Genomic DNA, 11,711 nt, shown 5'->3' on the forward strand with positions numbered 1-11,711 from the left:
CATGAGCCTGCATCTCGCCGAGATCGCTGCCGCTGTGGCGCCGAACGCGCATGCCGTGCTGCTGCTCGACCAAGCCGGATGGCACCTATCGGACAGGCTCGAGGTGCCGCCGAACATCACCCTCGTCCCGCTGCCGCCCAAGTGTCCCGAATTGAACCCGGTGGAGAACACCTGGCAGTTCCTGCGGGACAACTGGCTCTCGAACCGCGTCTTCCACTGCTACGACGACATCGTCGACCATTGCTGTCGGGCCTGGAACCGCCTCGTCGAGCAGCCCTGGACTATCATGTCCATCGGACTGCGCGATTGGGCGCATCGGTTCTGATCAATGGGATTTGGTATTAGCCGGCCGAGCATGCCTCGAAGCCCCTCCGCAACGCAGGGCGATTCAGATTGCGGCCAATGACGTCACACTGTTTTCAGCGCCTCTGGCGAAGATGATCGGCGCCAGGGGTCCGCTGCGAGTCCCGGTCCGTATAAAAAGACCATGCAACTTGCCGGCGTCCGACCGAAGCGGCGAGCGGGCTTCAGCACATCGCAGCGCTGATCCTCCTACCATGACGGGACAAGCAGCGTCGGCTCAGAGCCCATTCGTGAAGTTATGGGAGGGATCGAAGTGGCCTCGATAGGACGCCCCTGCCTGGCCGGGGCCGGCTCATCCCCACCAATCACCGCCGCTGGTCGTGCCGTATACGTTCAGCGTGCTGGTCGATAGCTGGTCCTCCAGCGACAGAACGTCCGCCGACACGTCGGCCAGTGTGTTCTCACCATAGACATCGACATCAAAGTCAAGGGTGGCGAGGTTGCCCTCAGGCGTGCCAGGAGCGTCGCTGACCTGGATGCTCGTCGTCTTCTCCACCCTGACGGGATTTGTCAGGTTGACCGGTAGGTTCAGCGCCTTGACCGTCGTGGTGCTAGACTCGAACGAGAGATCGTCGCTGGTCGTGATGGTGGTCTTTGAGATGTAGATGTCCGCGTTGGCGACATTCATACCTGTGTAGGCGCTCGCATAGACTGACCCACCGTCGGGAGACGACGCCGAGGCTGTGGAGGTCACGGACGCGTCCACCTTCGTGACCGGCCCGTGGACCGTCATGGTCAAAGAGACATCGGAGGTCGCCAGCGTGTGCTCGCCAACGGCGACGGCCGAGCCGTACGCCTCGGCAGTGGTGCCGGAAATCGACTTCTCGGGCGGTCCTCCCCCGGTCCCGGCTTATGTTGGCTTGCCCGCGCTACCCACCTGTGCCTTGCGCGACATTGCCCATCTCCTTGCAGGCATTCGAGGCGAGGTTACGGCTGCGGGTGGAGATTCATAAAATGCAATGAAGGCTTACGCCTTTCTCGCTCAGGGGTGATGGGACTGGCTTGGCGGGTTGATCTTGACCCCTTCAGGTGGCCCGAAGACGGTTACCCGCTTCATGACTTTTCAGCCGGGCTGTCAAGCGGACTCACTGTGCATCGCGCGGACTAGAAGCTCGACATTGTGTCGGAACATGGTTTCGTAGGTTGACGCCGGTCCGTCTGGTGCGGAGAGCGCGTCGGAGTAGAGCTGTCCCCGCACGCGCACACCCGCATCGGCCGCGAGCCGCTGCAGAACGACAGGATTGGACAGGTTCTCGACAAACACTGCGGTGATGCCTTCGGCGCGGATCTTGCGGATCAGCTGCGCCACGGCCGCGGCGGATGGCTCCGCCTCGTTCAGAAGGACTATCGCCGCCTCGCCCGCAACTTCGCATCAGCCGTCGCACTCGTCGCCGCCATCACCTGGTGGACCTGACTGAGGCGCAACCCTAACGCAGCCGCTCCCGCTCCAACCGTTCCAACTCGTCGGCGAGATGGCCGAAGGGCGTCGGCTTGGTGAGGATGGTGATCGGGCCGCCCAACGCCTCGAGCGCCATGGTGGCCTCCGGCACATGGTTGGCGGACATCACAACGATGGGCATGTCAGGAAAGCGGGCGCGCATCTGCCGCGCCAATTCGTCGCCACGCAGGCGCGGCATCTGCATGTCCGTCACCAGCGCATCGAAGGCGCCGAACTGCGCCACCAGCTCAAGAGCCTTCTGCCCGTCGCCGGCCATGGTCACGACATGGCCACGCTGCTCCAGCTCATACGCCACGGCCATGCCGATGAGGGCCTCGTCCTCCGCGACCAGGACCCGCAACTGGCGGGGCTGAGCGGAGTCCCTCGTCCATTCATGATCTACCATGCAGGAAATTCGCCGAAACAGTCCGGCAGAGAAGGCCATAGCCTGGGCCGCAGGTCCAAAGAATTTTCATGGAACGGCAGCATAAGGACTCATGTGGCTGGAAAGCGCATGGTCCAGCGCAATCCCGGCCGGTTGCCGCCGGGCGTCGCCGCAATGGCTTCGATGCCGCCGCCCAGTTGTCCGGCCAGGGCACGGCTGATCCGCGTGCCAAGGCCGCTGCCCTGCGGCGGCTTCGCGGGATCGAGGCCGATGCCGTTATCCTCGACCGCCAGGACGAAATCCTCGCCGTCGCGCCGGAACTGGACGCTCACGCGCCCATCCATCTCGTCCGGGAAGGCGTATTTCAGGGCGTTGCCCACCAACTCGTTCACGATGAGCCCGATAGGCACCGCGCGCGCCATCGGCACCGCATGGTCCTCCGCCTGGACCGCCAGCGCGATCGGGCGAAGGGCCACCGCCGCCTCGCGCAGATCCTGCGCCAGCCCCTCGAGGAAGCCGCGGCTCTGCACCACCGCATGGCCGTCATTGCGGTGCTCGTCCAGCCTGGCATTGATGCGGGCGAGCGCCATGATCCGGCTGGAGGCATCCTGCAGGGCTCGCCGCGCCGACGCCTCCTGCACCGCACCGGCCTGCAGGTGCAGCGTGGCCGCGAGGCGCTGCAGGTCGTTCCGGGCCCGGTGGACCGCCTCGCTCAGCAGCGTCCCCCGCGCCTTGGCCATATCGGCCAATTCCGCATTGGCGATGGCGAGGCCCTGCCTTTCCTGCGCCAGGCGGCGCAGCGCGACATGCAGCGCCTCCATGACGAAGGCAGTGAACAGGGCGATGGCCAGGAAGAGGATCAGCGCCAGCAGGTCCGACGCCTTGTCGATGCCGAGCGAGCCCGTCGGCTCGACCAGGAACCAGACGGAGAGCAGGCCGCTCAGCAACGCGGCATAGACGCCGGTGCCGCGGTCGAAGGCCAGCCCGACCAGGATGACGGCGGGGAAGAACATCAGGAAGGGCAGGCCCGGCTGGTGCCCGAAGATCCAGAGCCGCAGCAGCAGGCACACCACCACGATCAGCGTCGTGGCCACGTACCGCACCCAGACAGGCAGGCCCCGCGAGCGGGCCGAAAGCAGGAAGAGACGTTCCATCGTCACCGGAGGCCAGGGCGGGAGATCACGCCGCCGCCCCAACGTCCCGCCGATGTCAGCGTTTCGCCTCGATCGCGTCCCAGATGGCCCTCTCGAGATGAACGCCGTCGAAGCGGGCGATCTCCTGCAGCCCGGTCGGGGACGTGACGTTGATCTCGGTCAGGTAGTCGCCGATGACGTCGATGCCGACGAAGATCATCCCCCGCTTCTTCAACTCGGGGCCGATGCGCTCGCAGATATGGCGTTCCCGCTCGGTCAGCGTGGTCCTCTCCGGCCGGCCGCCGACATGCATGTTGCTGCGCGCCTCGCCCGCGGCCGGCACGCGGTTGATGGCGCCCATCGCCACGCCGTCCACCAGGATGATGCGCTTGTCGCCCTTGCGCACCTCGGGGACGTAGCGCTGCACCATCAGCGGCTCGCGCGAGCGCTCGGTGAACATCTCGATCAGGCTGTTCAGGTTGGAATCGCCCGGCTTGATATGGAACACGCCGGCGCCGCCATTGCCGAAGAGCGGCTTGACGATGATGTCCTCGTGCTTCTCGCGAAAGGCAAGGATCTGCGCCCGGCTCGCCGTCACCAGCGTCTCGGGCATCAGGTCGGTGAATTGCAGGACGAACAGCTTTTCCGGCGCATTCCGCACACTGGCCGGGTCGTTCACCACCAGCGTCTTCGGGTGGATGTGCTCCAGCAGGTGCGTCGCGGTGATATAGGCCATGTCGAAGGGCGGATCCTGCCGCATCAGGACCACGTCCATGGTCGAGAGGTCGAGTTCCTCCCGGGGGCCGAAGGCATAATGGGCGCCGTGCTTGCGCTCCACGGTGACGGGCTCCGCCTGGGCCAGCAGCCGGCCGCCGGCCAGCGCCAGGTCCCGCACATGGTAGTGCCAGAGCCGATGGCCGCGGGCCTGTGCCTCCAGCATCAGCGCGAAGGTGCTGTCGGCATCGATGTTGATGCTGGCGATGGGGTCCATCTGAACGGCGACACGCAGGGCCATGGTGCTCTCTCGCTTGGATTAAGGTGCGTATGATCTGTGCTGACGGAAGGGCCGGATGGGCAGCGGCGTCACCAGGGCGGGGCCACGACGGTCGCCGCGCAACACCACCACCCGGTCAAGGCCGCGGAAAAGCACCCGGTCTCCGGCCTGCGCCAGCAGGTCGGACCCGCGGATCTGAATACTGACCGGGGCATCCTGCACATTCCGGCCGCGTGTCGTGCCAGAGCGTAGCGTCGGCGATCCGCTGCCGGCTTGCGGCAGTGACCAGGGGCAGCGCCAGGGGCGAGGGCAGGATCATCGGCGTTCGATCCGGTCGGGGAATGCGTCGCGGCAGCCGCGACAGTGCCCATCAACGGCCAAACATTCAATTCAGCCGGTGGCGCAGCTCCTCCACCACAAGCCGGGTGCGGCTGGCCACCGGCCCCTCCGGCTCCAGCTCCAGCGAGCGCTCGAGGCAGGCCAGCGCCGCGCCGATGCGGTCCAGCCGCTGGTTGAACAAGCCCGCCTCCCTCCAGAGCAGCGCCTGATCCGGGGCGAGGCGCAGCATGTCCTCGGCACAGGCCAGCGCGCCGCCCAGATCCTGCGCCCGCAGCCGGCGGAGCTTGATGTTGTTCTGCAGCCGCAGCAGCACCGCCCGCCGGTCCATCAGCCGCACCAGGCCGGGGCGCAGCTCGGCCCGGTCGCCCTCGATCCGCTTGATCAGGGCACGCAGGTCCGGCGCCTGCAGCCCGGTGCCGCCGGCGAAGACATCGACCAGCGCCTGGCCCCGGCCGCCTTCGACCGCCAGCAGGAAATGGCCGGGGAAATCGACCCCATGCGCCGCCCAGCCCGCGGCCTCCGCCGCATGCAGCCAGAGGATGCCGAGCGCGACCGGCAGGCCCCGCCGCCGCTCGATGACGCGGATGAGGTTGGCATTGGCCGCGTTCTCGTAATCCTCCGTGTCGCCGCGGAAGCCGAACCGGCCATGGATGACCTCGGCCAGGACGGCGCGGCGCCGCTCGGCATCGCCGGCATCGGCCACCTCATCGGCGGCCGCAGCGGCGACGGCAGCCTGGGCGAGTTCCGAGAGCAGGGCGGAGGCCCCCCGCCAATCCGCATCCGGCGCGTCGATCCGGCCGAACTGCACCGCGACGGCGGCGAGTTCGATCTCCGCATCGGGCAGCTGCCCGGCGGCGGCCAGGGCAGCGCGTGCCTCCTCCTCAGGGCTCGAGGCCATGCATCACTCCCGTGGCTGCGGCACCATCCGGCCGAGGCGGCGGCCACCGAAGAGATGGACGTGGAAATGCCCGACTTCCTGCCCGGCATCCTCGCCCATGTTGGACAGGAGGCGATAACCATGCTCCTCGAGGCCGAGTTCCCGCGCCACGCGGCCAACCATGCGCCAGAAGCCCGCAATGGCCTCGGCCGGCGCCTCGGCATGGAAATCGGCTGCGCTGACATAGGCGCCCTTCGGGATCACCAGCACATGCACCGGCGCCTGCGGGGCGATGTCATGGAAGGCAAGCGCATGCTCGTCCTCCGCCACCCGCTTGCAGGGGATCTCGCCGCGCAGGATGCGGGCAAAGATGTTCGCCGGATCATAAGGCGGCTTGCCGGAGACGGCCATGGCGGGTCCTTCCTGCTCTCTGTCAGGCCAGCTTCGTGGTGCGCGCGGCGCGGACGATGCCCTTCGGCCGGGCGGCCTTCTCGGCGATGCCGCTGATGCCCTCGCGCCGGCGCAGCTCCGCCCAGACCTCGTCCGGCCGGATGCCGGCATCCACCCAGACGACCATGAGGTGATACAGCAGGTCGGCGGATTCCAGGATGGTTTCGGCGCGATGGCCGAGCGTCGCCTCGATGACGCATTCCACCGCCTCCTCGCCCAGCTTCTGGGCGACCTTGGCGGTGCCGCGCGCCATCAGCCGTGCGGAGTGGGAGTGCACGGCATCGCCCGCCAGCCGCCGGCTCTCGACCGTGTCCCAGAGCCGGTCGAGCACGGAGGCATCGCCTTTCTCCGGCACCGCGAGCGGCACCAGGTGACGGCTCTCGGCACGGCTCACCGCCTTCGGCAGCTTGAGCGGCGCGGCGGGCAGGCCCTCCGGCACCGGCATGCCGGTGCGCTTCTTGCTCGCCTTCGCGGCCGGCTTCTTCTTCGTCTCCTTCGCCATGCGTCAGGCGGCCTCCGTCTCGGGCAGGGGGCGGACCGGCAGGCCGGCCTCGGCCAGCGCGGCCTTGGCATCGGCAATGCGGAACTCGCCGTAATGGAAAACGCTGGCGGCCAGCAGCCCGGTGGCGCCGACCCGCGCGCCCTCGACGAAATGCTGCATGGTGCCGACCCCGCCCGAGGCGATGATCGGCACCGGCACCGCGGCCCGCACCGCCCGCAGCAGGTCGAGGTCGAAGCCGGATTTCGTGCCGTCGCGGTCCATGCTGGTCAGCAGGATCTCGCCGGCGCCGGAGGCCGCCATGCGCTGCGCCCAGCCAACCGCATCGATCCCCGTCGGCCGGCGGCCGCCATGGGTGAAGACCTCCCAGCGGCCCTCCGCCACCTTCCGCGCATCCACCGCGACGACGATCGCCTGGCTGCCGAAGGCTTCCGCCGCGCGGGAGACGAGTTCCGGCTCGGCGACGGCGGCGCTGTTGATGCTGGCCTTGTCGGCGCCGGCCAGCAGCAGCCGCCGCACATCCTCGACCGAGCGCACCCCGCCACCGACGGTCAGCGGGATGAAGACCTGCGCCGCCGTGCGGGAGACGACGTCGAGGATGGTGTCGCGGTTCTCATGGCTGGCGGCGATGTCGAGGAAAGTAACCTCGTCGGCGCCCTCGCGGTCATAGGTGCGGGCCTGCTCCACCGGGTCGCCGGCATCACGGAGCGCGAGGAAATTCACGCCTTTGACGACACGGCCGTCCTTCACGTCGAGGCAGGGGATGACGCGGAGCGCGAGCACGGTGGCACCTGTCCGGTTCGAGGAAGCGGCTGGCCCGGCACGGGTGGTCCGGCGCCGCAGGCGCTCCGCATGGCGAAGAAGCGGCCATGGGTCAAGCGGCGAAGCGTCGCCGCACAGGACGGCGCCGGCCGCCAGGCATCTGTGCACCAACCTGCTTTCTTGTTGACCCCAAAACCGGGAAGTTGCTAACTGGACGATGCGGACACTTTTTGCGCGAGTGACTTCCTCTTGATTAGCGAAGAGCTATTTGGACAAGGCCAGGTCCGCGCCTCCTGTGGCCGTCCAACGGCATGAGCAGCGTTTGGACGGGCCCTTACTCCCCTCCTGGTAGAGAGCCCTGCCTGGGTTGGAGGCCGAGGCCATGAATGGCCCCTTCCCGAGGGCAGCGCGTCTCGCCACCGAAGGCGGCGCAACCCTGAGCCTGGAGCTGGCGCTGAACGAGCAGACGCTCGAGGGCTTCTCCGACGGCATCGCCGTCGCCGACCTGTCGATGCCCGACTACCCGCTGGTCTATGTGAACTCCGCCTTCGAGCGGATCAGCGGGTACCAGCGGGGGGAATTGCTCGGCCGCAACTGCCGCTTCCTCCAGGGCGACGAGCGCCAGCAGCCCGCCATCGAGGCCATGGCCCAGGCCATCGCCGAAAGGCGCGACGCGACCGTCGTGCTGCGCAACTACCGGCGCGACGGCACGCCCTTCTGGAACGAGCTCCGGCTGTGTCCGCTGCGCAACGCCGATGGCAAGGTCACGCACTACCTCGGCAACATGCGGGACGTGACCAGCATCCGGGACCTGAACGAGCAGCTCGCCCGCGCCGCCATCCATGACGAGGTCACCGACCTGCTGAACCGGCGCGGCCTGCTTGACCGGCTGGCGACGATCGAGGCGCCCCATGGACTGCTGATGCTGTGCTGCGACATCGACCAGCTGCGCGACGTCAACGCCACCTATGGCCGCGCCGCCGGTGACGTCCTCCTGCGGGAGATGAGCCAGCGGCTGGAGCGCTGCACGGGGGTGGTCGCCGCCGGCCGGCTCGGCGCCGGCCAATTCGCCGCCGCCCTCCAGCGGCCGCCCTGCCCCAGCGAGGCAGAGGCCACGGTCGCCAGCCTGCATGCCGAGCTGCGCCTGCCTTTCACCCTGCCAGGTGCGCTGGTCTCCCTGACCGTCACCCTCGGCTGGGCCAGCTGTGCGGGGAGCCAGAGCTGGGTGGCAGCCGAGGCGGAGCCGCTGCTGATCAAGGCCGAGGCCGCGCTATACGCCGCCAAGGCCGCCGGCCGTGGCGAGCGCCGCGTCTTCGACCCTGCCATCGAACGGGAGTCCCGCCGGCGCCTGCGCCTGACCGCCGAATTGCGGAATGCCCTGGCCCAGAAGGAATTCGCCCTTCACTACCAGCCGAAGGTCGAGCTCACCTCCGGCCGCGTCATCGGCCTCGAGGCGCTGCTGCGCTGGCAGCACCCCGTCTTCGGCCTGCAGCCGCCCGATCGCTTCCTGCCGGTTGCGGAGCAGAGCGGCCTCATCGTCGAGATCGGCGCCTGGGCCCTGGCGGAGGCCGCACGCACCGCGGCGGAGCTGAACCGGCGCGGCCATGCGGTGCAGATCGCCGTCAACGTCTCCCCCGTGCAATTTCACCGCGACGACATCCCGGGCCTGATGCGCCGCATCCTCACCGAGACCGGGGCGGAGCCGGGCTGGGTCTCGGTCGAGCTGACCGAGACGGTGCTGGCGGACCGCACGGCACGCACCCTCGCCTGCTTCAACGCGCTGCGCGAGATGGGCATCGGCCTCGCCATGGATGACTTCGGCACCGGCTTCGCCTCGCTCGACCAGCTCCGCAGCCTGCCCTTCACCGAGGTCAAGCTCGACCGGAGCTTCGTCCGCAACCTGGACCGCGACCCGGTGCAGTCGGCCATCGTCACCGGCGTCCTCGGCGTTGCGCACGCCCTCGGTATCACCGCCATCTGCGAGGGTGTCGAGACGGAGGCGGAGCGCCGCCACCTCATGATGCTGGGCTGCCCGGTGGCGCAGGGCTATCTCTTCAGCCTGCCGCTGGCCCAGGAGGACCTGTTCTGGCTGCTGGACAAGCATGCAAGCCTGCCGGTCACGGCATGAGCGCCACGCCCGCCGAAGTGCCGGACCGGCTGAAAACGGGCGTCGCCTGGTTCGACCGCCTGACCCATGGCGGCATTCCCTCGCGCCGGCTGACCGTGCTGCTCGGCCAGGCCGGTGCCGGCAAGACGCTGCTCTCCTGCCAGATCGCCGCGTCCCGGGCGCATCTCAGCGGTGCCGTCACGGTCTTCGCCGCCCTGGAGGAGCCGCCAGCCGATATCCTCCGTAACGCCGCCGGCTTCAGCTGGGACCTGCAATCCCTGGCTGGGCAGAGCTTCCACCCGATCGACCTCCGGCCGGATCCGGACATGGTCTTCGCCGGCGATTTCGACCTGCGCGGCATGCTCGCCACCCTCTCGGCCAAGGCACGCCAGACCGGGGCCGAGCTGGTGGTGCTGGACGGGCTGGATACGGTGCTCGGCTGGCTCGCCAACCCGGCGCGACGGCGGGCGGAGCTCGCCCGGCTCGGCCGCTGGCTGGAAGAGGAGGGCCTCACCGGCATCGTGACCGCCAAGGCCGACCGCGTCGGCGCCCCGGTCGATGCGCTGGGCCCGCTGGAATTCGCCGTGTCGCTGGTGGTGGCGCTGGAGCGGCGGGAGGAAGCCGGCGGCACGCTGCGCGCGCTCCGCATCACCAAGTACCGCGGCAGTCCGCATAGCAGCAGCGCGCATCCCCTGTTCTTCTCCCGCCATGGTCTGGAGCCGCTGATGTGGCCCGGTGGCGATGCCCAGCCGGCCCCCCAGGACCGTGTGGGCTCCGGCATGGCACGGCTCGATGTCCTGCTCGGCGGGGGCTATCTGCGCGGCAGCACCGCCCTGCTCTCCGGCCCGCCGGGCACCGGCAAATCCACCCTGGCGGCGCTGTTCGCCTCCCATGTCTGCGCCAGCGGCGGCCGCGCCGTGCATGTCGCCTTCGATGAGGGGCCGGAGCAGACCATCCGCAACATGCGCTCGGTCGGGATCGACCTGGCGGCGCACCGTGCCTCGGGCGCCCTCCGGCTGATCGGCCTGCAGCCGGGCCGGGACGGGCCGGAGCAGCTCCTGTCCGAGATCCTGGCGGCGATCGAGGCGCATTCGGCGACCGCGCTGGTGGTCGACCCCATCTCCTCCCTCATGCGTGGCGGTGTCGCCGATCTCGGCCAGTCCGCCGTCCGCCGGCTGGTGGAGGAGGCTCGGGCACGGAGCATGACCGCGCTGCTGACCTCGCTGGTGGATGTCGGGCACGACCCCTCGCTCTCGACCCTCAGCGCCGTCTCCACCATCGCGGATGCCTGGATCGCCCTCGGCTATGCCGAGCGCGGCGGCGAGCGCAACCGGACGCTGTCCATCGTCAAGGCCCGCGGCAGCGCCCATTCCAACCAGACCCGCGAGTTCATCATGACCGGCGAGGGCTGTACCCTGACCGATGTCTATACGGCGGGCGGCGCCGTGCTCCTCGGCACCGCCCGGATGGAGCGGGAAGCCGAGCTGCGGCGGCAGGACATCGCCACCGCGCTGCAGCACCAGCGCCGGCAGCGCGAATTGCAGGCGCAGCTCGCCGAGGCCGAGGTGCGGCAGGCCCAGGCTGCCCTGCAGCTCGAGGCCACGCGGACCGAGCTGTCGCTGCTCGAGACGGCCGAGGCGGAGCGCCGGGCCATGCAGGAGGGCGCGCGGGCGCAGCTGGCGATCAGCCGCCTCGCCGACACGCCGGAGGGAGGAGGGGGGGCATGAGCGACGTCCCCGCCCCGCAGGCGGCCGTGGTTCTGTTCGTCGCTGGCGGCGCCCCCCGCTCCGCCGCCGCCCTGCGCATCCTCATGGCGGCGATCGCGGCCAGCGGACGGCCCGAAAGCACGTTCCGGATCGAGGTCGTCGATGTCCTGCGGGATCCCGCCAGGGCGCTGGAGGCCGGCCTGCTGGCGACGCCGAGCCTCGCCCTGATCCCGCCTGGCGGCACGCGGCGCTGGTTCGTGGGCGATTTCGAGCGGCCGGAGTTGCTGGCCGGCTGGCTGGCGGACGCCCTGGGCTGAATGCGGCGGCGCAACAGGACGAAGAGCCTTGCATGCCGGCTGAGGAAACGGAGGCGCCGATCGTGGAGCATTTCGGTGCCTAGGACCTGCTGGCCCATCCTGGCCGCGGCGAAACGCTGATCCTGCCCGGCGGCTCCGTTCCCCTCGAGCGGCGCCGATGTTGTGCCAGGACACCCGGGACGAACACGTAGTCTTCCTGTGGGACACCCGACAGTCCTGGTACCATGCGGCCGAGGGTTGGGAGGCGATGATGGCCTGGCTGCTGGACTACCAGGCCTTGGCTGGGCGAATTCGGGAGCTACGGCGCGGCCCTCGCAGCCATGGCCGCACCGGCGGAAACG

The 11,711-nt window shown here is 69.2% G+C and carries 13 protein-coding genes; 4 read left to right on the plus strand and 9 right to left on the minus strand.

What is annotated here, in order from left to right; genetic code table 11:
• Positions 1-325 (plus strand): transposase (locus tag BLR02_RS08840; RefSeq protein WP_176849452.1); only part of this gene is annotated, 325 nt, incomplete at its 5' end.
• 330 nt (positions 326-655) lie between these two features.
• Here the strand turns inward: BLR02_RS08840 and BLR02_RS08845 are convergent.
• The 9 genes from BLR02_RS08845 to hisF form a co-directional block, all read right to left on the minus strand.
• Entirely contained in the window at positions 656-1,096 is a 441-nt protein-coding gene (locus tag BLR02_RS08845) for a hypothetical protein (RefSeq protein WP_090662494.1), read from the minus strand.
• Positions 1,097-1,438: 342 nt separating this feature from the next.
• A complete protein-coding gene (locus BLR02_RS08850; protein WP_090564547.1) occupies positions 1,439-1,711 on the minus strand; it encodes a metal ABC transporter solute-binding protein, Zn/Mn family in 273 nt (90 codons plus the stop codon).
• 79 nt (positions 1,712-1,790) lie between these two features.
• Positions 1,791-2,162, minus strand: a complete 372-nt coding sequence (locus BLR02_RS08855; protein WP_176849453.1) for a response regulator — start codon at positions 2,160-2,162, stop codon at positions 1,791-1,793.
• 134 nt (positions 2,163-2,296) lie between these two features.
• Positions 2,297-3,340 carry a sensor histidine kinase gene (locus tag BLR02_RS08860; protein WP_090662498.1) on the minus strand — a complete coding sequence of 348 codons (1,044 nt, stop codon included), beginning with the start codon at positions 3,338-3,340 and terminating at the stop codon, positions 2,297-2,299.
• Between the two features lie 55 nt (positions 3,341-3,395).
• Complete coding sequence (gene gshB, locus BLR02_RS08865) at positions 3,396-4,334, minus strand: glutathione synthase (protein WP_090564541.1); 939 nt, start codon at positions 4,332-4,334, stop codon at positions 3,396-3,398.
• 364 nt (positions 4,335-4,698) lie between these two features.
• A complete protein-coding gene (locus BLR02_RS08870; RefSeq protein WP_090662500.1) occupies positions 4,699-5,550 on the minus strand; it encodes a SirB1 family protein in 852 nt (283 codons plus the stop codon).
• Between the two features lie 3 nt (positions 5,551-5,553).
• A complete protein-coding gene (locus BLR02_RS08875) occupies positions 5,554-5,940 on the minus strand; it encodes a histidine triad nucleotide-binding protein (RefSeq protein ID WP_090564539.1) in 387 nt (128 codons plus the stop codon).
• 22 nt (positions 5,941-5,962) lie between these two features.
• Positions 5,963-6,481 carry a phosphoribosyl-ATP diphosphatase gene (locus BLR02_RS08880; protein WP_090564537.1) on the minus strand — a complete coding sequence of 173 codons (519 nt, stop codon included), beginning with the start codon at positions 6,479-6,481 and terminating at the stop codon, positions 5,963-5,965.
• Between the two features lie 3 nt (positions 6,482-6,484).
• Complete coding sequence (gene hisF, locus BLR02_RS08885) at positions 6,485-7,261, minus strand: imidazole glycerol phosphate synthase subunit HisF (protein ID WP_090564535.1); 777 nt, start codon at positions 7,259-7,261, stop codon at positions 6,485-6,487.
• A gap of 361 nt (positions 7,262-7,622) precedes the next feature.
• On the opposite strand from hisF, the gene BLR02_RS08890 reads away from it, so the two are divergent.
• From BLR02_RS08890 to BLR02_RS08900, 3 genes are read left to right on the plus strand one after another with little or no spacing between them, the layout of a single operon-like run.
• Positions 7,623-9,368, plus strand: coding sequence for a putative bifunctional diguanylate cyclase/phosphodiesterase (locus BLR02_RS08890; protein ID WP_090662502.1), 1,746 nt, complete (start codon positions 7,623-7,625; stop codon positions 9,366-9,368).
• On the plus strand, positions 9,365-11,074 hold the full coding sequence (locus BLR02_RS08895; protein ID WP_090662504.1) for an ATPase domain-containing protein: 1,710 nt from the start codon (positions 9,365-9,367) through the stop codon (positions 11,072-11,074). Before BLR02_RS08890 ends, BLR02_RS08895 begins: the two co-directional genes overlap by 4 nt.
• A complete protein-coding gene (locus tag BLR02_RS08900; RefSeq protein WP_090564530.1) occupies positions 11,071-11,370 on the plus strand; it encodes a circadian clock KaiB family protein in 300 nt (99 codons plus the stop codon). The genes BLR02_RS08895 and BLR02_RS08900 overlap by 4 nt, the downstream gene beginning before the upstream one ends.
• Positions 11,371-11,711 lie beyond the last annotated feature (341 nt).

This window comes from Belnapia rosea (genome assembly GCF_900101615.1).
GTDB classification, from domain to species: domain Bacteria; phylum Pseudomonadota; class Alphaproteobacteria; order Acetobacterales; family Acetobacteraceae; genus Belnapia; species Belnapia rosea.

What these genes read in the sequence shown, in the direction of transcription:
- BLR02_RS08845 (WP_090662494.1), bottom strand. Translation starts at nt 1,096, where the DNA reads ATGACGGTCCACGGGCCGGTCACGAAGGTGGACGCGTCCGTGACCTCC.
- BLR02_RS08860 (WP_090662498.1), bottom strand. Translation starts at nt 3,340, where the DNA reads ATGGAACGTCTCTTCCTGCTTTCGGCCCGCTCGCGGGGCCTGCCTGTC.
- gshB (WP_090564541.1), bottom strand. Translation starts at nt 4,334, where the DNA reads ATGGCCCTGCGTGTCGCCGTTCAGATGGACCCCATCGCCAGCATCAAC.
- BLR02_RS08870 (WP_090662500.1), bottom strand. Translation starts at nt 5,550, where the DNA reads ATGGCCTCGAGCCCTGAGGAGGAGGCACGCGCTGCCCTGGCCGCCGCC.
- BLR02_RS08875 (WP_090564539.1), bottom strand. Translation starts at nt 5,940, where the DNA reads ATGGCCGTCTCCGGCAAGCCGCCTTATGATCCGGCGAACATCTTTGCC.
- BLR02_RS08880 (WP_090564537.1), bottom strand. Translation starts at nt 6,481, where the DNA reads ATGGCGAAGGAGACGAAGAAGAAGCCGGCCGCGAAGGCGAGCAAGAAG.
- BLR02_RS08890 (WP_090662502.1), top strand. Translation starts at nt 7,623, where the DNA reads ATGAATGGCCCCTTCCCGAGGGCAGCGCGTCTCGCCACCGAAGGCGGC.
- BLR02_RS08895 (WP_090662504.1), top strand. Translation starts at nt 9,365, where the DNA reads ATGAGCGCCACGCCCGCCGAAGTGCCGGACCGGCTGAAAACGGGCGTC.
- BLR02_RS08900 (WP_090564530.1), top strand. Translation starts at nt 11,071, where the DNA reads ATGAGCGACGTCCCCGCCCCGCAGGCGGCCGTGGTTCTGTTCGTCGCT.